The organism is Dactylosporangium sp. NPDC000244 (genome assembly GCF_040300725.1).
GTDB lineage: Bacteria > Actinomycetota > Actinomycetes > Mycobacteriales > Micromonosporaceae > Dactylosporangium.
The window spans coordinates 93,705-118,999 of the sequence record NZ_JBEPEH010000009.1; the positions used below are offsets into that span (position 1 = coordinate 93,705).

Annotated in this window: 22 protein-coding genes and 1 pseudogene; 5 read left to right on the forward strand and 18 right to left on the reverse strand. The window is 72.9% G+C overall.

Going from position 1 to position 25,295, the window contains the following annotated elements; all coding sequences use genetic code 11:
• Window positions 1-173 precede the first annotated feature (173 nt).
• The 8 genes from pelF to ABT369_RS14605 form a co-directional block, all read right to left on the reverse strand.
• Window positions 174-1,640, reverse strand: coding sequence for a GT4 family glycosyltransferase PelF (pelF, locus tag ABT369_RS14570; protein WP_350612243.1), 1,467 nt, complete (start codon window positions 1,638-1,640; stop codon window positions 174-176).
• Between the two features lie 11 nt (window positions 1,641-1,651).
• Window positions 1,652-3,661 carry a hypothetical protein gene (locus tag ABT369_RS14575; protein WP_350612244.1) on the reverse strand — a complete coding sequence of 670 codons (2,010 nt, stop codon included), beginning with the start codon at window positions 3,659-3,661 and terminating at the stop codon, window positions 1,652-1,654.
• A 17-nt stretch (window positions 3,662-3,678) separates the two neighbouring features.
• Window positions 3,679-4,641, reverse strand: coding sequence for a UDP-glucose 4-epimerase GalE (gene galE, locus ABT369_RS14580; protein WP_350612245.1), 963 nt, complete (start codon window positions 4,639-4,641; stop codon window positions 3,679-3,681).
• A 271-nt stretch (window positions 4,642-4,912) separates the two neighbouring features.
• Window positions 4,913-5,893 (reverse strand): porphobilinogen synthase, encoded by a 981-nt coding sequence (hemB, locus tag ABT369_RS14585; protein WP_350612246.1) that lies wholly within the window; start codon window positions 5,891-5,893, stop codon window positions 4,913-4,915.
• A gap of 25 nt (window positions 5,894-5,918) precedes the next feature.
• Window positions 5,919-7,502: a bifunctional uroporphyrinogen-III C-methyltransferase/uroporphyrinogen-III synthase gene (locus tag ABT369_RS14590; RefSeq protein ID WP_350612247.1), complete on the reverse strand. Its 1,584-nt coding sequence runs from the start codon at window positions 7,500-7,502 to the stop codon at window positions 5,919-5,921.
• On the reverse strand, window positions 7,486-8,415 hold the full coding sequence (gene hemC, locus ABT369_RS14595; RefSeq protein WP_350612248.1) for a hydroxymethylbilane synthase: 930 nt from the start codon (window positions 8,413-8,415) through the stop codon (window positions 7,486-7,488). Before hemC ends, ABT369_RS14590 begins: the two co-directional genes overlap by 17 nt.
• Window positions 8,412-9,719, reverse strand: a complete 1,308-nt coding sequence (locus ABT369_RS14600) for a glutamyl-tRNA reductase (RefSeq protein ID WP_350612438.1) — start codon at window positions 9,717-9,719, stop codon at window positions 8,412-8,414. The genes hemC and ABT369_RS14600 overlap by 4 nt, the downstream gene beginning before the upstream one ends.
• Window positions 9,720-9,906: 187 nt before the next feature.
• On the reverse strand, window positions 9,907-10,629 hold the full coding sequence (locus ABT369_RS14605; RefSeq protein ID WP_350612249.1) for a redox-sensing transcriptional repressor Rex: 723 nt from the start codon (window positions 10,627-10,629) through the stop codon (window positions 9,907-9,909).
• A gap of 405 nt (window positions 10,630-11,034) precedes the next feature.
• Here ABT369_RS14605 and ABT369_RS14610 point away from each other — a divergent pair, with 405 nt between their 5' ends.
• Together ABT369_RS14610 and ABT369_RS14615 are read left to right on the forward strand one after the other, a co-directional pair.
• On the forward strand, window positions 11,035-12,339 hold the full coding sequence (locus ABT369_RS14610; protein WP_350612250.1) for a sensor histidine kinase: 1,305 nt from the start codon (window positions 11,035-11,037) through the stop codon (window positions 12,337-12,339).
• Window positions 12,340-12,407: 68 nt separating this feature from the next.
• Complete coding sequence (locus ABT369_RS14615) at window positions 12,408-13,052, forward strand: response regulator (RefSeq protein ID WP_350612251.1); 645 nt, start codon at window positions 12,408-12,410, stop codon at window positions 13,050-13,052.
• Between the two features lie 6 nt (window positions 13,053-13,058).
• On the opposite strand, the gene ABT369_RS14620 is transcribed toward ABT369_RS14615, so the two are convergent.
• From ABT369_RS14620 to ABT369_RS14630, 3 genes are read right to left on the reverse strand one after another with little or no spacing between them, the layout of a single operon-like run.
• Complete coding sequence (locus ABT369_RS14620; protein ID WP_350612252.1) at window positions 13,059-13,688, reverse strand: HAD family hydrolase; 630 nt, start codon at window positions 13,686-13,688, stop codon at window positions 13,059-13,061.
• Entirely contained in the window at window positions 13,685-13,918 is a 234-nt protein-coding gene (locus ABT369_RS14625; RefSeq protein ID WP_350612253.1) for a glutaredoxin family protein, read from the reverse strand. The genes ABT369_RS14620 and ABT369_RS14625 overlap by 4 nt, the downstream gene beginning before the upstream one ends.
• Complete coding sequence (locus ABT369_RS14630) at window positions 13,915-15,441, reverse strand: AMP-binding protein (RefSeq protein WP_350612254.1); 1,527 nt, start codon at window positions 15,439-15,441, stop codon at window positions 13,915-13,917. The genes ABT369_RS14625 and ABT369_RS14630 overlap by 4 nt, the downstream gene beginning before the upstream one ends.
• A 607-nt stretch (window positions 15,442-16,048) precedes the next feature.
• On the opposite strand from ABT369_RS14630, the gene ABT369_RS14635 reads away from it, so the two are divergent.
• The 3 genes and pseudogenes from ABT369_RS14635 to ABT369_RS14645 all read left to right on the forward strand — a co-directional run bounded on the left by ABT369_RS14635 (window position 16,049) and on the right by ABT369_RS14645 (window position 19,334).
• Window positions 16,049-16,966, forward strand: coding sequence for a sigma-70 family RNA polymerase sigma factor (locus ABT369_RS14635; protein ID WP_502891749.1), 918 nt, complete (start codon window positions 16,049-16,051; stop codon window positions 16,964-16,966).
• Between the two features lie 160 nt (window positions 16,967-17,126).
• Window positions 17,127-18,002: pseudogene (locus tag ABT369_RS14640) on the forward strand (DUF5667 domain-containing protein); the annotation flags it as partial.
• A gap of 402 nt (window positions 18,003-18,404) precedes the next feature.
• The gene (locus tag ABT369_RS14645) at window positions 18,405-19,334 is read left to right on the forward strand and encodes an HAD family hydrolase (RefSeq protein WP_502891750.1); all 930 of its coding nucleotides are present in this window, start codon (window positions 18,405-18,407) and stop codon (window positions 19,332-19,334) included.
• Window positions 19,335-19,359: 25 nt separating this feature from the next.
• On the opposite strand, the gene ABT369_RS14650 is transcribed toward ABT369_RS14645, so the two are convergent.
• The 7 genes from ABT369_RS14650 to ABT369_RS14680 form a co-directional block, all read right to left on the reverse strand.
• Entirely contained in the window at window positions 19,360-20,220 is an 861-nt protein-coding gene (locus tag ABT369_RS14650) for a lysophospholipid acyltransferase family protein (protein WP_350612255.1), read from the reverse strand.
• Window positions 20,217-21,287 (reverse strand): NAD-dependent epimerase/dehydratase family protein, encoded by a 1,071-nt coding sequence (locus ABT369_RS14655; protein ID WP_350612256.1) that lies wholly within the window; start codon window positions 21,285-21,287, stop codon window positions 20,217-20,219. The genes ABT369_RS14650 and ABT369_RS14655 overlap by 4 nt, the downstream gene beginning before the upstream one ends.
• A 78-nt stretch (window positions 21,288-21,365) precedes the next feature.
• Window positions 21,366-21,467, reverse strand: coding sequence for a 30S ribosomal protein bS22 (locus ABT369_RS14660; RefSeq protein ID WP_007465623.1), 102 nt, complete (start codon window positions 21,465-21,467; stop codon window positions 21,366-21,368).
• A gap of 221 nt (window positions 21,468-21,688) precedes the next feature.
• Window positions 21,689-21,904 (reverse strand): helix-turn-helix domain-containing protein, encoded by a 216-nt coding sequence (locus ABT369_RS14665; RefSeq protein WP_033363444.1) that lies wholly within the window; start codon window positions 21,902-21,904, stop codon window positions 21,689-21,691.
• A 144-nt stretch (window positions 21,905-22,048) separates the two neighbouring features.
• Window positions 22,049-23,233: an ABC transporter permease gene (locus ABT369_RS14670; RefSeq protein WP_350612257.1), complete on the reverse strand. Its 1,185-nt coding sequence runs from the start codon at window positions 23,231-23,233 to the stop codon at window positions 22,049-22,051.
• Entirely contained in the window at window positions 23,230-23,928 is a 699-nt protein-coding gene (locus tag ABT369_RS14675; protein ID WP_350612258.1) for an ABC transporter ATP-binding protein, read from the reverse strand. The genes ABT369_RS14670 and ABT369_RS14675 overlap by 4 nt, the downstream gene beginning before the upstream one ends.
• A complete protein-coding gene (locus ABT369_RS14680) occupies window positions 23,925-25,280 on the reverse strand; it encodes an efflux RND transporter periplasmic adaptor subunit (RefSeq protein ID WP_350612259.1) in 1,356 nt (451 codons plus the stop codon). Before ABT369_RS14680 ends, ABT369_RS14675 begins: the two co-directional genes overlap by 4 nt.
• Window positions 25,281-25,295: the final 15 nt, after the last annotated feature.

The following is a 25,295-nucleotide window of genomic DNA, read 5'->3' on the forward strand; positions in this document are numbered from 1 at the left end:
CCGGCACCTCCGCTTCGCTCCGGCACCGGCGCGAGGCCCAGCTGCGTTCATGGTTCGCGGCCACTCCGCTTCGCTCCGTACCGCTCACGCCGGCACCTCCGCTTCGCTCCGGCACCGCCGCGAGGCCCAGCTGCGTTCATGGTTCGCGGCCACTCCGCTTCGCTCCGTACCGCTCACGCCGGCACCAGCTGAGCGGCGGGCTCCGGGACGAGGGAGCGGTACTTGGCTCGGTAGGCGGACAGGCAGCGGTCCAGGGTGTACTCCGACAGGGCCCGCTGCCGTCCGCTGTGGCCGATCGTGGCCCGGAACTCGGCCGAGGACAGGAACGCCACGCACGCGGCGGCGAACGCGGCCGGGTCCCGCGGCGGCACCACGAGGCCCGCGTTGCCCACGGCCTCGGCCACGCCGCCGACGTCGGTGCTCACCGTCGGGCGGCCGCACATCATCGCCTCCAGCACCGTGTACGGCATCCCCTCCGAGATGCTCGACAGCGCCGCCACCTGCCCGGCGGCGAACGCCTCGCGGCTGGACGCGCACGGCCCGGCCCACGTCACCGCGTCGCCGAGCCCGAGGGACTCGGCGACCGCGCGGCAGTCGGCGGCGTAGGACTCGTTGCCGTCCGGGACCGGGCCGGCCAGGTGCAGCCGGGCGTCGGGGATGGACTGCCGGACGATGGCGAGCGCGCGGATGAGCGTCTCGAGGTCCTTCAGCGGGTCGATGCGCCCGACCCAGGAGATGACCGGCTCGGCGGGCTCGCCGGGCAGGGGCGGGAAGCGCTCCGGGTCGACGCCGTTGCCGATGACGGCGAGCTTGGCCGGGTCGGCGCCGTGGCGCACCGCCCAGCGCGCGTTGAACCCGCTGACCGGGGTGACCAGGTCGGCCTCCCAGTACGCCAGGCGCGCCAGGGCCCGGTGGAAGCGCAGCAGCGCCGTCTTCACCCCGGGCGGCTGGGCGCCGGCGGCGAGGTACCGCTCGCGCAGGTACACCCCGTGCTCGGTCATCAGGAAGGGCACCCCGAGGCGCCACTTCGCGGCGAGGGCGACCATCGCCGAGAGCCCGTTGGCGTTGGCGTGCACCAGCTGGGCGTCCTCGGGCAGCGGCGCGGCGAGCGGGCGGAGGGCGTGCTCCAGCAGCACCGCCGCCTCGTCCGCCTCCCGCAGGGTGAGCCGCGGCAGCCGGATGCCGTCGGCCGCCGCCTTGGCCCAGGCGTCGAGCAGGATGTCGGCCAGGCCGGCGCCCGCGAGCGGGTGCCGGCCCACGCGGCGGCCGAAGCGGGTGCGGCCCAGCACGTCGAGGCGGCCGGGAGCGCGGACCGGAAGCGCCAGCTCGTCGAGGGCCCGCAGGCCCTCGGCGAACAGGACCAGGTCGGGCGCCGAGTCGCCGAGCATGCCCCGGCACAGCAGCCCCGCGGCCCGCTCGGCCCGGCCGCGCGCGGGGCGGGCCGGGCCCCAGACCGGCACCGGGCGCAGCGACCGGACGTTGCCGGGCAGTGCGATCGCGGGCCGGTCGGGCTCGGTGCCGACGATGGCGACCAGGTCCCACTCCACTTCGGACAGTCCGCGTACCAGCTGGTCGCACCAGGTGGTGACGCCGCCGGTGGCGTACGGGTAGGTGCCTTCGTTGACGAGGACGACGCGCACGGCGACCCGGCTCAGCTCGGGAGGCTCAGGAGCTGCCGGCCGTTGCTGGCGATGCTGCGCCAGGCGGAGCGCTCGCCGCCGTAGGCCTCGCCGAACGCGCCTCCGCCGACCTCGAGGCCCAGCAGCGAGGCGGTGACGAGCGTGGAGCCGCTCGGCATGGTCAGCGGCACGTCCACCGCGGCGCCCTTGTTGGTGACGGTGACCTTGCCGTCGAGCAGGTACGCCTCGATCTGGCGGCTCTGCACCGCGGCGGTCCAGGCCGCCTGGCGCCGGTTCTGCAGCGCGGTCTCGGCGAACTTCACGTTCACCACGGGGGTCGCGGTGGTGTAGGTGTTGCGGTACCGGGCGAGGACGGCGTCCAGCACCGGGTACAGGATCCGGTCCTCGGCGAGGTTGCTCTGGTGGGCGTAGTGCGGGGCCGGGTTCGCGGAGACCACGTGGTCGTAGGCGATGCGCGACTCCAGCGGCACGATGTGTTTCGTGAAGCCGCTCGCGCCCAGCGGGCTGATGCAGGTCGACTGCGGGTTGTTCTCGCAGATGCCGCTGCCGCCGTCGGCCGCGCTGGTGTAGAGCCAGTTGTACTCGTCGACCTCCTCGGCGACGGTGGCCACGTTGTAGTAGATGTTCATCGGGAACCGGGGCACGGTGACGGCGTTGCCCACGGGCCGGGCGGTCTGCTCGCGGGAGGCGTCCGAGGCGACGTACCTGATCCCGTTGGCGTTGAGCGCGGGCGCGAGGTTCGGGTTGTCGGCCGGCATCTGCGGCAGCGTCCTGAGGCCGGAGTGCTCGCCGGTGACGAGCTCGCTCGCGTCGATCGGGATGCCCTTGGACCTGGCCCAGTCCACGTTCTGCTTGATCTGCGCGGAGATGTCGGCCTGCGACACCCACTGCCCCGTGCACTTCCACGGCGTCACCGTGAAGTCCTGAACACAGCCGAGGTAGGTGTGCTCGTAGGTGTGGTTGATGAAGCGGAACTGGCTCTTGTTCGCCACGACCGCCGCGGTGAGCGGGTCGCCGGGACCGGCCTCGACGCTGCCGCCGCCGTTGAACACGACGTCGAGCTTGACCCCGCGCGCCTTCTGCCACGCGACCAGCGCGTTCACGTCGTCCTTGGTCATCCGGATGGTCTGGTTGTACGGGAGGGTCGCGGGGTCCCGCTGCGGGTTGCAGTCGTCGCCGACGGTGCAGTTGTGCACGGTGTCCCAGCGGTCGTCCGGCAGCAGGACGTCGTCGACGTGGACGCTGAAGTAGTTGCGCGTGTAGCCGAGGTGGGTGCCGCGGGTCAGCCAGGTGATCAGGCCGTGCCCGAGCTCCATGGCGTGGGTCTGGAAGCGGTTGGCGGCCAGCGTCACCACGAGCTCCTCGCGGCCGTCGTGCGCGTAGACGCCCATGAGCGATCCGGTGGCCCCGCCGCCGGGCTTCGCCCCGGTGACCAGGGGCGTGAAGGTCGCGCCGGCCGCAACGGCGGCGGCACCGAGGTAGCCGAAGGACTCCGAGACCGCCGGGTCGCGGTCGTCGACCGGGACGGCGCCCTTGAGGTAGCCGAACCCGGCCGCCTTGCCGGCGTCGGTGACCTGCATGGTGGAGCCGTCCAGCACCCCGCTCCAGGTGTTGGTGAGGCCCACGCCCGAACCGGCGAAGGTGTACGCGTCGATCTGGCGAACCTTGAACTCACGCTCGAAGTCGGCCAGCGCGGTCGCCTCGGCCCCGGTCACCGAGCTCTCGTTCGGCACGATGACGCCCTGGAACTTGGCCCGGCGCACCCCGCTGACGGTGTCGGCGAGGTAGGCGGCGGTGAGCTGCGGGCGCCCGGGTGCGGCCAGGTCCAGCGTGTCGTAGGGCACGCCCTCGCGGTCGAGCTGGGCGCGGAGGGTGTCGATGCCGGTGCTGTCGTCGTCGAGCACGAGCACGCGCAGGTCGATGCGCTGTTTGGGGGCGGCGGTGGCCAGCGCGGGCTGGGCGAGGGCGATGCCGGCGAGGCCCAGCAGGGCCAGCGATCCGGCGACGATCCGGGACTTCAAGGTGCTCGTGCTCCTTCTCAGGCGGCCTTGACGACTTCGGCGATCGATGAGGCGACGATGGAGTGCAGGGTGTGGCGGGCGCGCCAGCCGAGGCGGGCGCGGATGCGGGCGGGGCTGGCGACGACCGCGGCGGGGTCGCCGAGGCGGCGCGGGGCCTCGTCGTAGGGCAGCGGGCGGCCCAGCGCCCGGCCGACGGCGGCGATCATCTGCAGCACCGAGGCGCCCTCGCCGCGGCCGACGTTGAGCACCTCGTCGCGCAGCTCGTCCTCGTGCAGCGCGAGGGCCGCGCGCACGTGCGCGTCGGCGATGTCGGCCACGTGCACGTAGTCGCGCACGGCGGTGCCGTCGGCGGTCGGGTAGTCGGTGCCGAAGACGGTCGCCGGGATGCCCAGCGCGGCGGCGCGCAGCAGGCGGGGCACGAGGTTCGTCCCGCCCTCGTCGCGCAGGTGGGGGGCGGCGGCGCCGGCGACGTTGAAGTACCGCAGCGCGCCCCAGCGGAATCCACCGCTCGCCGCGGCGTCGCGCAGCATCCATTCGCCGACGAGCTTGGTCCGGCCGTAGGCGTTCTCGGGCTCGGTGGGGTCCTGCTCGCGCACCGGGGAGCGGCGGGGCGTGCCGTAGACGGCCGCGCTGGAGGAGAACAGCACCGAGCGGGTCCCGGTCTCGGCCACGGCCGCGAGGACCGAGCCCAGGCCGTCGAGGTTGTCGCGGTAGTACCGCAGCGGGTGCGCGGCCGACTCGGCGACGTCCTTGCGCGCGGCGAGGTGGATCACCCCGTCGGGCCGGTGGCGGCGGAACACCTCGCGCACGGCCGAGGCGTCGCGCACGTCGGCGCGCAGCAGCGGCACCCCGAACGGCACCCGCGTGGCCCGGCCGGTGGACAGGTCATCGACGACAATGCATTCGAGGCCCGCCCCTTGCAGGGCGGCCACGACGTGCGCGCCGATGTAGCCGGCGCCTCCGGTGACGAGCCATCTCACGATCAGCGCAACGAGGGCCTAACCCGCCCGATCGGGCAACTGTCGCGTTCCTGACACTTCACACAGACCGGATTTCACCGGCGCGGGGCCGTAACCAGGGCCATGAGCTGCGACAACAATTCTGCCGCCGGAGTGGTGGGGAAATCGCAGCGACACGCCCAAAATGCCCGATTTGGGCGATGGCGTCCGGTGCCCCGAAAACGCCGACGGTCCGGCCTCCCCGCCGAGTTCGTCGTCGGCAGGAGGACCGGACCGGATGCCCCGAAGAGGCTTAGATGCGGCTCAGGAGGCGGGCGGCGTCGCTCGCCCAGTAGGTCAGGATCAGCTGGGCACCGGCCCGGCGGATCGACGTGAGCGTCTCCAGGATGACCCGCTCGCGCTCGAGCCAGCCGTTGGCGACCGCGGCCTCGACCATCGCGTACTCACCGGAGACCTGGTAGGCGGCCACGGGCACGTCGACCATCTCGGCGACCCGGGTGAGCACGTCGAGGTACGGCAGCGCGGGCTTGACCATGACCATGTCCGCGCCCTCCTCGATGTCGAGGGCGACCTCGCGCAGGGACTCGCGCAGATTGGCCGGGTCCTGCTGGTAGGCCTTGCGGTCGCCGGTGAGCGCGGACTCCACGGCCTCGCGGAACGGGCCGAAGAAGGCGCTGGCGTATTTGACCGCGTAGGCGAGCAGGGCGATGTCGGTGTGCCCGGCCCGGTCCAGCGCGCTGCGGACCACGCCGATCTGGCCGTCCATCATCCCGGACGGGCCGAGCACGTGGGCGCCGGCCTCGGCCTGGGCGAGGGCCATCAGCTCGTACTGCCGCAGCGTCGCGTCGTTGTCGACGGAGCCGTCGGTGGCCAGCACGCCGCAGTGCCCGTGCGAGGTGAACTCGTCGAGGCAGAGGTCGGCCATGACCACGGTGGCGTCGCCGACCTCGGCGATCACGTCACGGATGGCGACGTTGAGGATGCCGTCCGGGTCGATGCCACCGGAGCCGGTCTCGTCACGCGTCTGCGGCACGCCGAAGAGCATCAGGCCGCCGACGCCCTCGGCGACCGCCTCGGCCGCGGCCTTGCGCAGCGACTCGCGGGAGTGCTGCACGACGCCGGGCAGGGAGCTGATCGGCCGCGGCTCGGTCAGCCCCTCCTTCACGAACATCGGCAGGATCAGATTGGACGGCTGCACGTGCGTCTCGGCCACGAGCCGGCGCATCGCGGGGGTGCGACGCAGCCGGCGCGGCCGGACCTCAGGAAAACCCACGGGAGTAATCCCCTCTAGCGGACCTCTAGCGGAACCTCAGGGCGGTAGGGCCCTGCACCTTCGAGCCGCGGCGCTGTTTGGCGGGCATCGCGGCGAGCTTCTCGCGCAGTTCCACAGCGTAGCTCGCCAGCGCCTCCACCAGGTCCGGCACGGAGGCGTGAGCGGGCTGCACGTCGACGCGCAGACCGAACTCGACCGCGGTGTCCGCGGTCTTCGGCCCGATCACCGCGACGACCGTGCGGGCGTGCGGCTTGCCGGCGATGCCGACCAGGTTGCGCACCGTGGACGACGAGGTGAAGAGCACCGCGTCGAAGCCACCGGACTTGATCGCGTCGCGGATGTCGGCCGGCGGCGGGGCGGCGCGCACGGTGCGGTACGCCGTCACGTCGTCGACCTCCCACCCGAGCTCGGTGAGCCCGGCGGCGAGCGTCTCGGTCGCGATGTCGGCCCGCGGCAGGAGCACCCGGCCGACCGGGTCGAGCACCTCGTCGTGCGGCGAGAACTCGGCCAGCAGGCCCTCGGAGGACTGCTCGCCGCTCGGCAGCAGCTCGGGCACGATGCCGAAGCCGCGCACGGCCTCGGCCGTGGCCTCGCCGATGCAGGCGACCTTGACGCCGCCGAAGTGGCGGGCGTCGAGGCCGTGCTCGGCGAACTTCTCCCACACCGCGCGCACGGCGTTGACGGAGGTGAAGACGGTCCACGCGTAGCGGCCGTCGACCAGGCCCTTGATCGCGCGCTCCATCTGCGCCGGGGTGCGCGGCGGCTCGACGGCGATCGTCGGCACCTCGCACGGGATGGCGCCGTAGGCCCGCAGCCGCTCGCTCATCGCCCCGGCCTGCTCCTTGGTCCGCGGGACCAGGACCTTCCAGCCGTAGAGCGGGCGGTTCTCCCACCAGCCGAGCTTCTCGCGCTGCCCGACCCCGGCCCCGAGGCACAGCACCACGCGGCCGGCGAAGCCGAGCGCGGCGGCGACCATGCTGTCGACGCTGGAGGCGGAGCTGTACTGCGTCTCGCCCGTGCCGTCCCCGGTGATCGAGACCGGCGTGGCCGGGTCGACCCCGGCGGCGAGGAGCCCGTCGCGCACGGCGGCAAGGTCCCCGGCGTCGACGGCGAGGGCGGAGGAGCCGCGGGCCACGGCGGCGGCGACGGACTCGAAGTCGACGGACTGCACGTCGTCGACGTCGGCGGTCACGCGCACGCCGGGCAGCGGCACCCCGGCGTAGGTGGCGACGCCGGCGGCCTGCCCGATGCCGGGCACGACCTCGAACGGCACCGCGGTGCGGGCGACGGCCTGCACCTCCTTGAGCACCGTCTCGTGCGCCAGCGGGTCGCCGCCGACGAGGTGGATCGCGCGCAGGCCGGAGCGGGCCGCGGACAGCAGCACCTTGGCGACGTCGCCGGGGGCGCCCTCGGCCGGGCTGAACTGGCACTCCGGGTCGGCCTCGGCGCGAATCGCGGCGAGCAGCGGCTCCGGGACATTACGGTCGTGGACGACGTGGTCGGCGGTCACCAGCGCCTCATGGGCGCGGCGCGTCAGCAGGCCAGGGTCGCCGGGGCCGGCCCCGACGAAGGCGATCCGGCCGGTGCTGCCCTTACGGGTGCGGGTCATGCTGCACTCCCAGTGCGTTGTCGGCGCCTTCTTCGCGCAGGTCGCGGGCCAGGGCTCGGCCCACCTCCGCGGCGTCGGCGAGCGTTCCGGTGCGCGAGAGCCGGAGGGCGAAGCCGCCGTCCGGGCTGAACACCGCACCGCGCAGATAAATCTCCGGCCCCTCATCGCCCTCGGCGACCTCGGCCAGTGCCGCGATCGGGGCGGAGCAGCCCGCCTCGAGCTCGGCCAACAGCGCCCGCTCGGCGGTGACCGCCGCGCGGGTGTACTCGTCGTCGAGCGCGGCGAGGACCTCGCGCAGCTCGGCATCGTCTTCGCGGCACTCGACGGCCAGTGCGCCCTGCGCGGGGGCGGGCAGCATCAGCAGCGGATCGAGCACCTCGGTGGCCTCGCCGCCGCGGCCGAGCCGGGAGAGCCCGGCGTGCGCGAGGACGATGGCATCGAACTCGCCCTCGGCGAGCTTGCGCAGACGGGTGTCGACGTTTCCCCGCATCGGTACCGTCTCCAGCCGCCGCCCCAGCGCGTGGATCTGGGCGATCCGGCGCAGCGCCCCGGTGCCGATCCGCGCGTTGTCGGGCAATTCGTTGAGCGTGAGCCCGCCGCGGGCGACCAGCGCGTCGCGCGGGTCCTGGCGGCTCGGGATCGCGGCCACGACCAGCCCCTCGGCCGGCGCGGTCGGCAGGTCCTTGTAGGAGTGGACGGCGAAGTCGATCTCCTTGGCCAGCAGCGCGTCGCGCAGGGCGGAGACGAACACGCCGACGCCGAGCTGCGGGACGGGTGCGCTGGAGCGGTCGCCGGGCGTGACGATCTCGACCAGGTCGACGGAGCGGCCGGTGCGCTCGCGCACGGCGTCCGCCACGGTGGTCGACTGCGCCATCGCGAGCGCGCTGCCCCGGGTGCCGAGCCTCAACGTCACGGGTGCACCTCGGAAGCCTCGGCCGGATCGATGCCGGCGGTGGGGATCTGCAGATCGAACAGCTCGCGCAGCGCCTGAGCATAGGCCTCGCCGCCCGGGGCCGCCGCCAGTTGCCGGACGCGGACGGTCGGCTGGTGGAGCAGCCGCTGGACGATCCGGTGGATGCTGTGGGAGACCTCGGCCCGGGCGTCGTCGCCGAGCTCGGGGCAGCGCTGGGCCAGCCGGCGCAGCTCGGCCTCGACGACCTCGTCGGCCCGGGCGCGCAGCGCGGCCACGGTCGGGGCCACGTCGGCGCCGCGCAGCCAGGTGAGGAAGGCCTCGACCTCGGCCGCGACGATCTCCTCGCCGGCCCGCTCCTCCGCGTCGGCGGTGGTGGACAGCGACTCGGACAGCAGCTCGATGTCGACGAGCGTGATGCCGGGCAGGTCGCGCACGGCGGGGGCGACGTCCCGCGGCAGGGCCAGGTCGAGCACGAGCAGGTCGTGCCCGGACCGGTCCGTGCCGGCGACGGCCCCGGCCAGCAGCGGCGCGTCGAGCACCGGCTCCGGCGACGCGGTGGCGCTCACGACGACGTCGACCCGCTCGAGCAGCGACGGCAGCTCGGCGAAGGGCACCGCCTCGGCCCCGTGCAGCTCGGCGAGGCGCTCGGCCCGGGCGTGGCCGCGGTTGGTCACATACAGCGGGGCGGCCCCGGCCCGGCGCAGGGTCGCCAGCGACAGCGCGCCCATGGCCCCGGCGCCGATGACGAGCGCGGGCCGGCCCTCGACCGGCGCGGTGGCGCCCTGGCCGTAGGCGAGCGCGGCGCTGACCACGCTCTGCCCGGCCCGGTCGATCTCGGTCTCGGCGTGCACCCGCTTGCCGACGCGCAGGGCCTGCTGCAGCAGCTCGTGCAGGAGGCGTCCGGCCGTGCCCCGCTCGGCGGCGGTGCCGTAGGCGTCGCGGAGCTGGCCGAGGATCTGGGCCTCGCCGACGACCATCGAGTCGAGCCCGGCGGCGACGCGGAACGCGTGCCGGACGGCGTCGGCCTCGTAGTGGACGTACAGCTGGGGGGCCAGCTCGCTCATGGCGAGCCCGGCCCGGGCGGCGAGCACCCCGCCGATGTCGGCGAGGCCGCCGTGGAACGCGGTGACGGCGGCGTAGATCTCGACCCGGTTGCAGGTGGACAGGACCACGGCCTCGTCCACGTAGGGCAGCGCGACGAGCTCGGCGAGCACGGCCGGCATGTCGCCGGGGCCCAGCGTGACCCGCTCCAGCAGCGGCACGCCGGCGGTCCGGTGCGAAAGCCCGACAACCAGCAGATTCACGCCTCCGGTCACGACGCCACCTCCGCTTCGCTCCGGTGCCGTCGCGCCTGAAACTGTGCCCCCCGGTGAGCGGCCTCTCCGCTTCGCTCCGAACCGCTCACGACGCCACCTCCGCTTCGCTCCGGTGCCGTCGCGCCTGAAACTGTGCCCCCCCGGTGAGCGGCCTCTCCGCTTCGCTCCGAACCGCTCACGACGCCACCTCCGCTCCGTTGTGCTGCGGCTTCTGCACCGCCGGCAGCGCCGTGAGGGCCGACTTGCGGTGCTCGTGGAAGGACAGGATCTGCAACTCGATGGCCAGATCGACCTTACGCACGTCGACGCCCTCGGGGACGTTCAAGACGCACGGCGCGAAGTTCAGCACGCTGGTCACGCCGGCCGCCACGAGCCGGTCGGCCACATGCTGCGCGGCGTGCGCGGGCGTGGCGATCACGGCGATCGCGATCTGCTCCTGCAGCACGGTCTCGGGCAGCTCGTCGATGTGCCGGACGGTCAGGCCGTTGATCTGCTCGCCGACGCGGCCGAGGTCGGCGTCGAAGAGGGCGGCGATGCGGAAGCCCCGGGTGCCGAAGCCCGCGTAGCCGGCGAGGGCGTGACCGAGATTACCCACGCCGACGAGCGCGACGGCCCGGCGGTGGGTGAGCCCGAGCACCTGCTCGATCTGGTCGATGAGCAGGGTCACGTCGTAGCCGACGCCCCGGGTGCCGGTGCGGCCGAGATGGGACAGGTCCTTGCGGAGCTTGGCGGAGTTGACCCCCGCGGCCGCGGCCAGACCCTCCGACGAGACCGTGTCGTGCCCATCCTCACTGAGGTGATGCAGGGCGCGCAGGTACTCCGGAAGCCTGGCGACGGTCGCCTCCGGAAGGTCCGGAAAGTCCGGTCCGTCCGTTGTGCCGGTGCGCTGCTGGCTCATGAGTCTCCGAGACGACGACGGTGTACGAGCCCGCTCACGATGGCGGTTACCGCCTGTGCTAGCGGGATTCGTCGTTGCAACAGAGTAGGCGCTTGTGAAGCCGTGCACAAATCGCGATCTTGAAGAATCGGCGCCCACCACGTAGAGGTCAGCGCCCGCCCGTGCGGATCGCGCACACGAGAAATGCCCCCGCGGCACGTGGTGCCCCCTTTCTCCGACGCGGTCGGCAGCGGGCGGGCGCTCCGGCCATTATTTGCACAAATCCGGCATTTGGCGCACCCGACACGCGGTCGTGATGTTGTCTTACGTAGCGACACTACACGTTTTCCAGTGGGGCTGCCCCTACCATCAAGTGGCTGGACGGCGGGATGGGAGGCGGGTGCCGCGATGCCTAGCGTCAATGACATGACGACGACCATCACCCCACTCGGCCCGGGCCGCTTCTCCCGCATCCTCCGCCAGCTGGGCATCGACACGCAGTACGTGCTGCTCGGCTTCCCCCTGTCGATCATCACCATCGTGCTGTGCGTCACGGGGTTCTCGCTCGGTCTCGGGCTGATGGTCCTCACGGTGGGCTTCCCGATCCTGTTCGTCACGATCTTCCAGGCGCGCGGCTTCGCGACCCTCGAGCGCGCCCGGACCGGCCCGGTGCTGCGCACGCAGCTGCCCCATCCGTACTACAAGAAGGCCGGCCCCCGCGCCGGGTTCTGGCGCCGCACGTTCGTCCCGCTCACCGACGGCCAGTCGTGGCTGGACCTGCTGCACGGCGTCTTCCGGATCATCCCCAGCACGTTCGCCTTCGCGTTCGTGGTGACCTGGTGGGCCGCCGCGCTGGGCGGGCTGAGCACGGTGTTGTGGGACTGGTCCATCCCCCGCGGGCCGGGCTACCACGACCTGCCGGAGCTGCTCGGGCTCGGCAACGGCACCGGCACCCGCCTGCTGTTCCACACCGCGATCGGCCTGGTCTTCGCCCTCACCCTGGTGCCCGTCGTGCGCGGCGTCGCCCTGATCGAGGCGCTCTTCGCCCGCGCCCTGCTCAGCGGGGTCAACGAGCTGCGGGAGCGGATCTACGAGGCCGAGCGCAGCCGCGACCGGGCGCGCGCCCAGACCACCGCCGCCGTCTCGGCCGAGGCGACCGCCCTGCGCCGGCTCGAGCGCGACATCCACGACGGCCCGCAGCAGCGGCTGGTCCGCCTGGCCATGGACCTCGGCCGCGCCGACCTGCAGTTCGACCACGACCCCGCGGCGGCCCGGGCCACCGTCGCCGAGGCCCTCGCGCAGACCCGCGAGACCCTCGAGGAGCTGCGCGCCCTGTCCCGCGGGATCGCCCCGCCGATCCTCGTCGACCGCGGGCTGCGGGCCGCGCTGACCGCCCTGGCCGGCCGCTCGCTCGTCCCGGTCGACCTGGAGGTGCCCGAGCTCGAGCGGCTGGCCGACAACATCGAGACGACCGCGTACTTCGTCGTCGCCGAGGCCCTCACCAACGTGGCCAAGCACGCCCACGCCAGCGAGGTCAAGGTCACACTGCAGCGCTCGGCCTACGGCATGCTGGTCACGGTCGAGGACGACGGGGTGGGCGGCGCCAGCCTCGCCAAGGGGCACGGGCTGACCGGCCTGGCCGATCGCGTCCGCGCGGCGGGCGGCGAGCTCACCGTGACGAGCCCGCTCGACGCCGGCACCAAAGTCGTCGCGATCCTGCCCATGTCCTAGCCCGGCGACGCCTCATGCCCGCTCCGCGGGCACGAAAGTCCTGAGAGATCGGCACTAGTATCACCCGCGTGCGAGTAGTCGTTGCGGATGATGCGGTTCTGCTGCGCGAGGGCCTGGTGCGCCTGCTCACCGAGAGCGGCCACGAGGTCCTCGCCGCCGTCGGGGACGGCCCCAGCCTGGTCGAGGCGGTCGTCGAGCACCGGCCCGACGTGGCGATCGTGGACGTGCGGATGCCCCCGTCGCACACCGACGAGGGGCTGCGCGCCGCGGTCGAGGCCCGCGCCCGGGTGCCGAAGACGCCGATCCTCGTGCTGTCGCAGTACGTCGAGGTCTCCTACGCCGACGACCTGCTCGCCGACCGCGCCGGCGCCGTCGGGTACCTGCTCAAGGACCGCGTCTCCGAGGTCGCCGAGTTCCTCGACGCGATGCGGCGGGTCGCGGCCGGCGCGACCGTGCTCGACCCCGAGGTCGTCGGCCAGCTGCTGGTGCGCCGCCGGCGCGACGACCCGCTGCGCAGCCTCACCCCGCGGGAGCGCGAGGTGCTCGGGCTGATGGCCGAGGGCCGCTCCAACACCGCCATCGCCCGCAAGCTGGTCGTGACCGACGGCGCGGTGGAGAAGCACGTCAAGAACATCTTCACCAAGCTCGACCTGCCGCCGGACGACGAGCAGCACCGCCGGGTGCTGGCGGTGCTGACCTACCTACAGGGCTAGACCTACCTACAGGGCTAGGGCCACGGCCTCGACGAGGGAGTACGCCACCGGCAGGCCGGTCGCCTTCAGCAGCGCGGTGTCGGTGAAGCCGCCGGCGTACAGCACCGCCGAGGCGCCCACCGAGCGCGCCGCGTCCCCGTCGTCCACGGAGTCGCCGATCATCACCACGTTGGCGGGGTCGAGCTCCAGCGCCTTGAGGTGCCGCTCCAGGAACGCGGCCTTGCGGTGCCCGCCGACGGTCCCGGGCAGGCCGTCGACCCGCACCAGGCGCGCGCCCAGCCCGTGCCGCTCGACCTCGACCAGCAGCTCGTCATGGAAGAACATCGACAGCAGGGACTGGCTGCCGGGCCACTTCGCCATGGCCTCCAGCGCGTCCGGGGCCAGCCGCACCTCGCCCATCCGCTGCCGGTAGGCATCGTGGAACGCGTCGTCGAGCAGCTGGAACTCCACCTGGTCGACCGGGCGCTCGAGCACGTGCGCGTAGTAGTCCAGGATCGGCCGGCGGAAGTCGCGGCGGTGCTCCTCGGCGGTGATCACCGGCCCGCCGACCGTGGCCAGGCAGACGTTCGTGGCGTCGACCACGAGCTTGAGATCGTCGAGCAGGGTCCCGTTCCAGTCCCATACCAGGTGCTTCACCCGGGTGAGGATAGCCGCAGATCGCGCCGCAGCCGGTCCTCCTCCACGCGCCAGTAGCCGTGCTCCTTGCCGTCCAGCATCAGCACCGGGATGCGGAATCCGTACTCGTCCTCCAGCTCCTCGGAGTCCTCGATGTTGATCTCTTGATAGGGCTCGCCGATGCGGTCCAGGACGGCCTTCGCGTCGTCGCAGAGGTGGCATCCGAGCCGGGTGTAGAGGGTGAGCCTCATCGCAGTACTCCCTTGCGCACCTTGCCGGTCGCGGAGTGCGGCAGCTCGGCGACGAACTCGACCGCGGTCGGGCACTTGAACCGGGCCAGGTTGCGCTCGCAGTGCGCGATCAGCTCCTCGGCGGTGATCTGGGAGTCCGGGACGCGCACGACGACGGCCTTGACGGTCTGGCCGGTGTACGGATGCGGCACCCCGAGCGCCGCGGCCTCCACCACGGACTCGTGCGCGGCCAGGACGGACTCGACCTCGTGCGGGTACACGTTGAAGCCGCTGACGAGGATCAGCTCCCCGAGCCGGTCCACGATGAACAGGTCGCCGTCCTCGTCGGCGTAGGCCACATCGCCGGTCGCCCACCAGCCGTCCGCGCCCGGGCCGCCCTCGCCGTCGGGCCAGTAGCCGCGGAAGAGGTTGGCCCCGCACGCCACGATCTCCCCGGGGTCGCTGGTGCCGTCCTCGTCGTCGAGCACGTCCTCGCCCGCGGAGTCGACGAGCCGCACCCGCACGCCGGGGATCGGCCGGCCGATGGAGCCGGGCTTGATCGACGGGCTCGCCAGGGTGCTGGTCAGCACCGGCGCCGCCTCGGTGAGCCCATATCCCTGGTGTACCGCGCGCCCGGTCGTCTCCGCGAAGCGCCGCTCGGCCGCCGGGTCCAGCGGGGAGGCGCCGCACACCGCGAGCCGCACCCCGGACCAGGCCCGCGCGAGCCGCTCGCCCATGAGCGACCAGGCGATGTACATCGGCGGCACCCCGACCACCCCGGTCACGCCGTGGCGCTCGATCGCCTCCAGCGAGTCGGCCGGGTCGAAGCGCTCGACCAGCACCCCGCACGCGCCGTGGTAGACGACGGCGCCGAGGCCGGAGTTGAGGCCGTAGGCGTGGAAGAGGGGCACGGCGAGCAGCAGGACGTCGTCCCGAGTCACCGGGGCGGGCTCGATGCCGGCCAGCTGCTCGTGGTTGGCGAGCAGGGCCCGGTGGGGCAGCATGGCGCCCTTCGGCGCGCCCGCGGTGCCGGAGGTGTAGAGGAGTACGGCCAGGTCCTCACCCCCGCCGACCGCCTCCACCTGAGTGACTTCAGCGGGGGCACTGAGTAATCCGGTGAGGCCCTTGCCGAGCTGGTACCGCACCGCCGGCGCCGCGTCCCCGAGCGCCTCCAGCACCGGCCCGGTGGCGACGAGCACGGCCGCGCCGGAGTCGGACAGCACGTGGGTGAGCTCGCGCGCCGTGTAGGCGGGGTTGACGGGCACCGCGACCAGCCCGGCCCGCAGCACGCCGAAGAACACCGCGGCGAACTCGGGCACGTTGGGCAGGGCGATGGCGACCCGGGCGCGGCCCCGCTCATCGGCGCCGAGGTCCAGGGCCCCGAGGCCGGCGGCGACGGCGTCCACCTGGCGGTCGAGCTCGGCCCAGGTCAGCTCGGCATCGTGCGAGCGCAGGGCGGGACGGGCGCCGCCGGCGGAGGCGGCGCGCCGCACGGCATCGGCGAAGTTGCCGGCGGCTGAATGAGAGACATCCTGCACGGTCACGGAGTCTTCCACAGCGCCCCAAGCGGCATCGAGGCCCGAGCCGTCTCCCGGCCGCCGCCGAGGGGGCGCCGAGGGTGAGAGCGCGGGCACTGGAATATCACCCGTCACCAATCACCCTCTTCCATGCCATCGTGCTCACGGCAACGGCCCCTGGGGGCCGCGCCGGCACATCCGACTCCCGGCCGACCGGGCCGGCCGACGGGCGGGAGTGGGTGTGCGGGAGCGGGGCTCCCCGCAGGGAACGACCGAGGGGAGCGGAAAACACAGCAGGGCCGACACGCCGACTGAGTAAGAGACCACCCGAACGTGTGCAACGGACGTGAGATGCCGGGGTGCGGCGAGGCCGTTTACGCACCATTTTTCCGGTTTAGCGGCGTGTCGTACGGCGCGTCGCGGCCAAGTGACGGACAGCATGTGCGCCGATCGCACACGGATCCGTGAACAGAATGTGCCCTCACATCAAGAGCCGCCCACACGCGGGTGACGCCGGACCTATTATCACCGAAGTCGACTCACCCCATTTGTTGCGAGTTGACACCCCTCACCCCGAGGAGGCCGAAGTGCCCGTGATCGCGCCGAATAAGCCCTATGTCCGGGCTTACGAAGCATGAGCGGTTACCAGCACGTGTTCAACGCTGAACACGAACTCGCCGGTGGGCTGTCGATGCTGCGTGACTCGATGCGCGACATGTTCGCCACGGTGATCCGCGGTGAGGGAGGCAGCGTTCCACGCACGCGCGTGCGCCCCCACACCAACGAGGCACCCGCACGCTCGGGTCCGGCACCGAACGCAAGACCCAACGCCGGGATGAACGGCAAGCCCGCCGGCGGCGCCGGGGCCGGGCTGCTGGGCGAGGACACCGTGCCGATCCCGCAGGACGTCGTCGGCACCGACACGCTGACCGAGACCGGCCCGCGCGAGCCCGTCCCGCCGCAGCCGACGCGCCCCGACCGCGGGGACCCGGCGTCGGAGGTCTGGGCGCTCATCGAGCGGGCCCAGGCCGGAGACGGTGCGGCATTCGGACTCCTCTACGACCGCTACTTCGACACGGTCTTCCGGTTCGTGTACTTCCGCGTCGGCAACCGCCAGCTCGCCGAGGACCTGACCTCCGACACGTTCCTGCGTGCGCTCAAGCGCATCGGCAGCTTCACGTGGCAGGGTCGCGACCTCGGTGCCTGGCTGGTCACCATCGCGCGCAACCTCGTCGCCGACCACTTCAAGTCCGGCCGGTACCGGCTGGAGGTCACCACCGGCGACGTGCTCGACGCGGACCGGCCCGACCGGGGGCCCGAGGGCAGCCCCGAGGCGGCCGTCATCGACCACATCACCAACGTGGACCTGCTCAAGGCGGTCAAGCAGCTCAACCCCGAGCAGCAGGAGTGCATCGTGCTGCGGTTCCTGCACGGGTTCTCCGTCGCCGAGACCGCGCAGACCATGAACAAGAACGAGGGAGCCATCAAAGCGTTGCAGTACCGTGCGGTACGCGCGCTCGCCCGGCTGCTCCCTGACGGATTCCAGCCGTGACGGCTGTCACCTCCGGTTACAGTGCCCCCGCAGGCGCCGTAACCAGCCTCCGTGTTGCACCGTTGGTCCAGATGCGACCGTCGGCATGGCGCACGGCGGACGCGGTGGCCCACCATCCCGCTGCCCTGCCGCGCCTGAGTGACGCGATCAGCGAAGGGGGGTGCCTCAGGTGATTGGCTCCGTCTTCCATCGTCGACGGGCTGAGCGACTCGCTCAGCTCCTCGACGAGGCCAAAGGGGCCCGGCGACACCACACGAGGACCACGCTCGACGACTCCCTCACCGACCTTGTGTCGGTCGGACAGCGGCTCGGCGACATGCCGATCCGGGTGGAGGCGCAGCAGGAGTTCCGCGACGGTCTACGGGCCATGCTCATGGCCACGATCGAACGCGAGGGCATCGGAGCGACCGCCACGGCGCCCGAGCCCGAGCCGACCCACCGGGTAAGCCTGCGCTCGCTGCGCCGGCCCGCCGGGAGCCGACCGGCCGTCAGTCGCCGGACGCGCACCCGAGGCGCCATCGTCGTCGGCCTCGCCGCCGGCACCCTGGCCCTCTCCGGCATGTCGGCCGCGAGCGGCGACGCGATGCCCGGTGACGCGCTCTACTCCGTCAAGCGGTCGACCGAGAAGGCCCAGCTCGCGCTGGCCGGCTCGGACATCAGCCGCGGTCAGCTGTACCTCGAGTTCGCCCGGACCCGGCTCGACGAGGCCCAGGCGGTCAAGGACCCGACGGGGCTCTCCTCGGTGCTGGACGACATGGACGGCGAGACGCTCGAGGGCGTCCGGCTCCTGACCGCCACCGCGATGACCCACAAGGACACCGCGGCGCTGGACGCGATCGACGGCTTCGTGACCAACCAGCGCGGGGCGGCCGAGCGGCTCAAGACCGGGACGAGCGGTGACGCCCGCACCCGCGCGAGCAAGTCGGTCACCCTGCTCGACGAGATCGACCACCGGTCCAAGGCCCTCCGCCCGCTCGTCAAGTGCGGCTCGGCCGCGGTGACCGCGCCGGACGCGCTCGGCCCCGTGCCGGGCAGCGCCGCGTGCCGCCCGAACAGCAAGACCGGCGGCAACGGGACCTCGAACCAGCAGCCCGGCGCCCCGGTGCAGGGCAACCCGGGCGGGAACGGCACCGGCGGGCACTCCCCCGCCACCGCTCCCTCCGGCGCCGCGAACTCCTCGGCGACCGAGTCGGCCCCGGCCGCGCCCAACGGGAACTCGGTCTCCGACCCGACGCCGGCCCCGACGAAGTCCGAGAAGGGCGGCCTGCTCGACTGGCTGCTGCATTGATTCAACGCGGCGACATGGCCGCGACATGACAGGGCCCGGTGCACGTCACCGGGCCCTGTTGCTGTCTGGTGCTTGTACCGTTGGCTCGTCCAGAGTCCGACGGATGCTCAGCCCCGTCGCCTAGGGCGTCGCCATCGAAGGGAGTTCGACGTGCCGATCCGTCCCAACGCGCTGCGCCGCCGCCGGCCGAGCGGCCGCATCGTCGTCTCCGCCGCCGGCTGGGCGGCGGCCGAGGTCGAGGCCGCCCTGGAGATCCCGTCCGACCCCGGCGCGGCGGCGTTCTTCGACGTCGACAACACGATGATGCAGGGCGCGTCGATCTACTACTTCGCTCGCGGCCTGGCCAAGCGCAACTACTTCACCAGCCGCGACCTCGCCCGCTTCGCCTACCAGCAGGCCCGCTTCCGCCTGCTGGCCTCCGAACACGCGGGCACCGTCTCCAGCGCCAAGTCGGCCGCGCTCGCCTTCATCGCCGGCTGGAAGGTCGAGGAGATGGAGCGGCTCTGCGAGGAGATCTTCGACGAGCTCATGGCCGACCGCATCTGGTCGGGCACCCTCGCCCTCGCCCAGCTGCACATCGACGCCGGGCAGCGGGTGTGGCTCGTCACCGCCGCGCCCGTCGAGCTCGGCCGGATCATCGCCGCGCGCCTGGGCCTGACCGGCGCGATCGGCACCGTGGCGGAGATCCAGGACGGCGTCTACACCGGGCGCCTGGTCGGCGACCTCATGCACGGGCCCGAGAAGGCCTCGGCGATCACCACCCTGGCGCTGGCCGAGCGGCTGGACCTGACCCGCTGCGCGGCGTACAGCGACTCCATCAACGACGCCCCGATGCTCTCCACGGTGGGCTACGCGGTCGCGGTGAACCCGGACCCGGCGCTGCGCCGCGAGGCCCGCAAGCGCGGCTGGGAGATCCGCGACTTCCGCACCGGGCGGAAGGCCGCCAAGATCGCCATCCCCGCCGCGCTGGCGACGGGGGTCGTGATCGGGGGCGTGGCCACGTTCACCGCGATGCGCAAGCGCCGGCGTCGCACGGCGGCCCGGTCCGTGCAGGCGGCGGCCCAGCCGGCCGAGTCCTGAGTGAAGTCCCGAGCGAAGTCCTGAGTCAGGCCGAGAAGGCGTCCGGGCGGCGGTCCAGCAGCTTGTAGAGGGTCTGCTGGATCGTCTCGCGGACCTGGTCGGCGAGGTTGAACACGACCATCGGATCGTCGGCCGAGTCGACGTAGTCCTCGGTCGGGATCGGCTCGCCGAACTCGATCAGCCACTTGCTCGGCAGCGGCACGAGCCCGAGCGGGCCCAGCCACGGGAACGTGGGCGTGACCGGGAAGTACGGCGCGCCCAGGAGCCGGGCCAGCGGGCGGATGTTGGCGATCATCGGGTAGATCTCCTCGGCCCCGACGATCGAGACCGGCACGATCGGGGTGCCGGTGCGCAGGGCCGCCGAGACGAACCCGCCGCGGCCGAAGCGCTGCAGCTTGTACCGCTCGGCGAAGGGCTTGCCGATGCCCTTGAAGCCCTCCGGGAACACGCCCACGAGCTCGCCCTCGGCGAGCAGGCGCTCGGCGTCGGGGTTGCACGCGAGCGTGGCGCCGGACTTGCGGGCCACCTCGGACAGGAACGGCATGCGGAAGACCAGGTCGGCGCCGAGCAGCCGCAGGTGCCGTTCGGCCGCGGTCTCGTCGTGGACGGCGACCGAGAGCATCAGGGCGTCGAGCGCGAGCGTGCCGGAGTGGTTGGCCACGACGAGCGCCGCGCCCTCCTTGGGCAGGTGCTCGGACCCGGCGACCTCGGTGCGGAACCACTGGTTGTAGATCGGGCGCAGCAGCGGCAGGAAGACACCGTCGGTGAGGTGCCGGTCGAAGCCGAAGCCGTCGATCTCGTATTCGCCGGTCAGCCGCTCACGAAGGAACGCCAGCGCGCCGGCGACCCGATCGTCCCAGGCGTCCGGGAGATCCGGGTCAGTCATTCGCCACGCTCCAACGCGGCCCGCGCCGCACGTGTCCTGCGAAAGCCGTCGAGCAACGCCTGCTCGACCGAGCGCATCGTATCCGCGGGCAGCAGCTCGTTGGCCCTGCGGCTGCGGACGAACTCGTCGAACGCCTCCGCGGTCGTCCGCGGGGTGAAGCCGAACGCGCGGATCAGCTTCGTGGTGTCGACGACGCGGCCGTGCACGAACAGGTCGAGCTGGTCCAGGGACACCCCGGCGCGCCCGAGGCCGGCCAGCGCGTTCAGGCCCGGCTCGAGCACCGGCATGGTGACGCGGCCCGCGCGGCGCACCGCCTGCGAGAGCGTCAGCGTGCCCGCCCCGGCCACGTTGAACGTGCCCGGGAGCGGCTGCGTCACCGAGCGCACCAGCACCTCGAACGCGTCGTCGACGTGCAAGAACTGCAGGCGCGGGTCGCGGCCGAGCACGGTGGGCACGACGGGCCGGTCGAAGTACCGGGTCAGCCGCGTGTCCACGGCGGAGCCGATGAACGGCGCGAAGCGCAGCACCGTGGCCGCCACGTCGGGGCGCCGGCGACGGAAGCCGCGCACGTAGCCCTCGATGTCGAGCACGTCCTTGGCGAACCCGCCGCGGGGCACCTCGCGCGGCTCGGTGTCCTCGGTGAAGATCGCCGGGTCACGGAACGAGGCCCCGTAGGCGGCCGTCGACGAGCGCACGATCAGCTTCCGCAGCCGCGGCGCCTGCTGGCAGGCGGCGAGCAGCTGCATGGAGCCGATGACGTTGAGCTCCTTCATGGCCGAGCGACCGCCGTGCTGGTCGGTCGCGGTGGCCACGGCGAGGTGCGCGACCGCCTCAACGCGGGCGTCGACCATCGCCCGCAGCACCCCGGGGGTGCGCAGGTCGATCTGGTGTACGTCGATCTTGGACCCGGCGGCGGTCAGCACCTCGGCGAGGTCGCCGGCGGGCACCGTGGCGTCGACACCGACAACGCGTTCGATGCGCGGGTCGGCGGCGAGCCGTGCGGCCAGATGCGCGCCGAGATACCGGCTCACCCCGGTCACGAGAACGACGCTGGGCGACGCGGTCACGCGGCTCCGATCACAGCGAAGCGCACGCTCATCACCCGGCCGGAGCCGAGACCGGCCGCCGGGCGATGAACGGGGACGCTACTTGCCGAGACGACGACGCTGGACGCGGGTCTTGCGCAGCAGCTTACGGTGCTTCTTCTTGGCCATACGCTTGCGGCGCTTCTTGACCACCGAGCCCATACGAGCATCTCCTCGATACAGCGGAACGCGTGCCATCGCTGGCACGCCGAAGACATGGTTAGCCGTTCAAGGGTAGCCGCATCGCCGCTGGATCGGAAAACGGCCCCGGCGAAGATCACCATCGAGCGATGCACGGCGGAGCGGCGGGGCCGCCCGGCAGGGGTGCAGCATCGACACACGTCGTTCACCGCCATACCGCGGAGGTGACGCCGTGCGCGTGCTCAGGCGGTCTCGCGGAAGGCTTCGCGGAGGTAGGCGTCGACCGCATGCTCCGGGACCCGGAACGACCGGCCGACGCGGACCGCGGTCAGGTCCCCGGCGTGGACGAGGCGGTAGACGGTCATCTTGGACACCCGCATCAGGGTGGCCACCTCGGCGACAGTCAGGAACCTGACCTCGCCCAACCGGCCTTCGGTGGTGTGTGGCGTGCTCGACATCGCGACCTCCGACCAGCGTGCTCGCCGAGCGCTCGGCCCGGCAGCCCCGGATCGAGCGTTACTCAATCAGCGTGTTACCAGTACGGTAACGGTACGCCTGTGACTTGCGCCCCAGGATCGACGGAATCTTTCCGCGATAATTGATCACTCCGTGCGCAGCGCGACGACCGGGTCGAGGCGCCCGGCCCGCTGGGCGGGCACCACGCCGAAGATGATCCCGACCCCGGCGGAGACGCCGAAGGCCAGCGCGAGCGACCACCAGGTGATCGCGGCCGGCACCGGCGAGAGCGCGGCGACGACGAGGGCCGCCCCGATGCCGAGCCCCATCCCGATCACGCCGCCGAGCGTGGTGAGCAGCACCGCCTCGAGCAGGAACTGCACCCCGATGTCGCGCGGACGGGCGCCGACGGCCTTGCGCAGCCCGATCTCCTTGGTCCGCTCGCGCACCGAGACGAGCATGATGTTGGAGACCCCCACCCCGCCGACCAGCAGCGAGATGCCGGCGATGGCGGCCAGCACGCCGGTGAGCACGCCCAGGATGTCGCCGAGCACGCCCAGGATCTGCTCCTGGGTCACGGCGCTGAACTGGGTGCCGGGGTGGCGCCGGGTGAGCTCGGCGATGATGCGCGCGGACAGGTCCCCGATCTCGTCGCGGTCGGGCGCGTTGACCGCGATCCCGTCGACCCGGTTGGTCGCGAGCAGTCGCTGGGCCGTCGTGATCGGCACGTGTACCTCGTTGTCGCGATCGATCCCGAGACTCTGCCCGAGCTGCTCGAACACGCCGCTCACCCGGAACCGCACGCCCGCGATGGTCAGCTGCTGGCCGACCGCGTCCCGGTCGCCGAAGAGCTTGTGGGCGACGCTCCAGCCGAGCACCGCGACCCGGCGCTGGGTGTCGACGTCGGAGCGGGTCAGGTACGTCCCCCGGGCCAGATGGCGCACGAACACGTTCGGGGTCGTCTCGATGACGCCGTTGACGCTCGCGAAGGTCTCCGCGTGGCCGGCCGCCACGGTCTCGCCGGAGGCGACGGTCACCGCCACCCGGTTGCGGTCGCCGACGATCTTCGACACCGCGTCGACGTCGGAGAGGTCCATCCGCGAGACCGACGGCGCGGAGCCGAGGTTGACCTGGCCCGGCACGACGATGAGCAGGTTGGAGCCGAGCCCCTCGACCTGCTGCTCGATCTCCTGCTTGGTGCCGGTGCCGATCGCCACGAGCACGACGACGGCCGCGACCCCGATGATCACGCCGAGCATCGTGAGCATGCTGCGCAGCCGGTTCGCGCGCAACGCGTCGAGCGCGACCCGCCAGGCCTCCGCGAACCTCACGGCGCCTCCGGGGCGGGCAGCGTCTCGACGATCTCGCCGTCGCGCATGACGATCTGGCGGTCGGCGCGGGCGGCCACCTCGCGGTCGTGCGTGACGATCACCAGTGCCACCCCCTGCTCGCGGTTGAGCGCCTCCAGCAGCGCGAGGACCGCCTGCCCGTTGCTGGTGTCGAGGTTGCCGGTCGGCTCGTCGGCCAGCAGCACCTGCGGGTCGGTGACGAGAGCCCGGGCGATCGCCACCCGCTGCTGCTCGCCGCCGGAGAGCTGGTTGGGGCGGTGGTCGAGGCGATGGCCGAGCCCGACCCGCTCCAGCATCGCGACCGCCCGCCGGCGCCGCTGCGATGCGCGCATTCCGCGGTACACCAGGGGAAGCGCCACGTTGTCGACCGCGCTCGTGCGGGCCAGCAGGTGGAACGACTGGAAGACGAAGCCGATGGTCTCGTTGCGCAGCCGGGCCAGCTCCCGGGGGTCGAGGCCGGCCACCTCCCGGCCGCCGAGCAGCAGCCGCCCGGAGGTGGGCCGGTCCAGCCCGCCGAGCAGGTGCATGAGCGTCGACTTGCCCGAGCCCGACGGCCCGATGATCGCCACGTAGTCGCCGGCGTCGATCGTGAAGCTCACGCCCCGCAGCGCCGCGACGGTGACCCCGTCCAGCGCGTAGTCCCGCGTGACCCGCTCCGCGACCAGGGCCGCGGTCATCGCGGCAGTTCCATGCCCTGCTTGACCTTGTCGGTGCCGCGCACCACGATCTGGTCGCCGTCGCTGACACCGCTGAGTACCTGGATGCGGTCCTGGCCGGACACGCCGACGCTCACCGGCTGCTGCACCGCCCGGCCGCCCCGCACCAGCCACACGACGTCCTTGCCGCCGACGTTGAACACCGCCGCGGCCGGGACGGTCACCGCGTCGTGGATTGAGCGGACCTGCAGGTGCGCGACCGCGTTCATGCCCGGACGGGGACTCGGGGCCGGGCGTCCGTCGTCGTACGTCCCGGTGCCGAGCCGCAGCCGTGAGCGGTACGCCACCCCGCCCCGCGCCGAGGTGCTCGGCAGCACGTCGGCCGAGGTCACCGTGGCGTCGTAGGTCGCGCCCGGGGCGGCGTCGAGCTCGACCTTCGCCGTGACGCCGGGCTGGACGAGCAGCACGTCGGTCTCGTCGACCTCGGCCATCAGCCCCAGCTCCGACACGTCGACCACGGTCAGGATCGCCGTGCCCGCGCTCACCCGGCCGCCGACCGGCACCGCGGGGTCCACGCCCGGCCCGGCGCCGCCGGCACCGGCCCCGCCCGTCGGCACCGAGACCGGCGCCTGCCCGCCGGTGGCCGCGCCGAGCAGGTCGGTGATCGAGGACGCGCTCGCCGCCGAGGTGCCGCCGAACTGCACCACCCCGGCGACCGGCGCCCGCAGGGTGAGCTGGTCGACGGTGGTCTGGGCCAGGTCGAACGCGGACTGGGCCTGGGCGCGCTGGGCCTGGGTGAGCGCCGCCATCGCCTGCGAGACGCTGGCCAGGCCGCGCTGCACGCTCTGGATCACGGCCCGCGCGGACGCGGCCGCCTCCTGGTAGGTCCGCTCGGCGAGGTCGATCTGGGTGGTCAGCGTGGTCCGCACGGCCACGTCGGCGATCTGCGCGGCCGCGGCGCGCGCGTCCGAGAACGCCTTGGCCGCGGCGTCGTCGGTCCTGCGCTGCTGGGCGGAGAGGTTCTTGACCCCGGCGCCGCCGCCTCCGGCGTTCTTGAGCGCGTCGAGGGCCGCGCCCGCCTCCTCGAGCCGCCGCCGGGCCCCGGGCGAGTCGACGACCGCGAGCACCTGGCCGGCCGTGACGGTGTCGCCGGGCTTGACGCTCAGCGAGATCAGGGTGCCGTCGGCGGCCGCGGTGAGCGTGGCGGCGGCCCGGGCGGTGATGGTGGCGGGGGCGTCGACGACCTCGGCCACGTCGCCGCGCCCGGCGCTGCCCAGGCCGATGCCGGAGTCGTTGCCCGAGCACGACGCGCCGGTGAGCGACACCAGGATCAGCACGGCGACGGCGATCGTTCGCGAGGGGACGCGATACACGCTCGTCAGTGTAGA

Bases quoted from the DNA above. Each gene is read 5' to 3' on its own strand.
- ABT369_RS14590 (WP_350612247.1), bottom strand. From the start codon at position 7,502: ATGACCCGCACCCGTAAGGGCAGCACCGGCCGGATCGCCTTCGTCGGG.
- ABT369_RS14605 (WP_350612249.1), bottom strand. From the start codon at position 10,629: ATGAGCCAGCAGCGCACCGGCACAACGGACGGACCGGACTTTCCGGAC.
- ABT369_RS14610 (WP_350612250.1), top strand. From the start codon at position 11,035: ATGACGACGACCATCACCCCACTCGGCCCGGGCCGCTTCTCCCGCATC.
- ABT369_RS14625 (WP_350612253.1), bottom strand. From the start codon at position 13,918: ATGAGGCTCACCCTCTACACCCGGCTCGGATGCCACCTCTGCGACGAC.
- ABT369_RS14635 (WP_502891749.1), top strand. From the start codon at position 16,049: ATGAGCGGTTACCAGCACGTGTTCAACGCTGAACACGAACTCGCCGGT.
- ABT369_RS14650 (WP_350612255.1), bottom strand. From the start codon at position 20,220: ATGACTGACCCGGATCTCCCGGACGCCTGGGACGATCGGGTCGCCGGC.
- ABT369_RS14660 (WP_007465623.1), bottom strand. From the start codon at position 21,467: ATGGGCTCGGTGGTCAAGAAGCGCCGCAAGCGTATGGCCAAGAAGAAG.
- ABT369_RS14665 (WP_033363444.1), bottom strand. From the start codon at position 21,904: ATGTCGAGCACGCCACACACCACCGAAGGCCGGTTGGGCGAGGTCAGG.
- ABT369_RS14675 (WP_350612258.1), bottom strand. From the start codon at position 23,928: ATGACCGCGGCCCTGGTCGCGGAGCGGGTCACGCGGGACTACGCGCTG.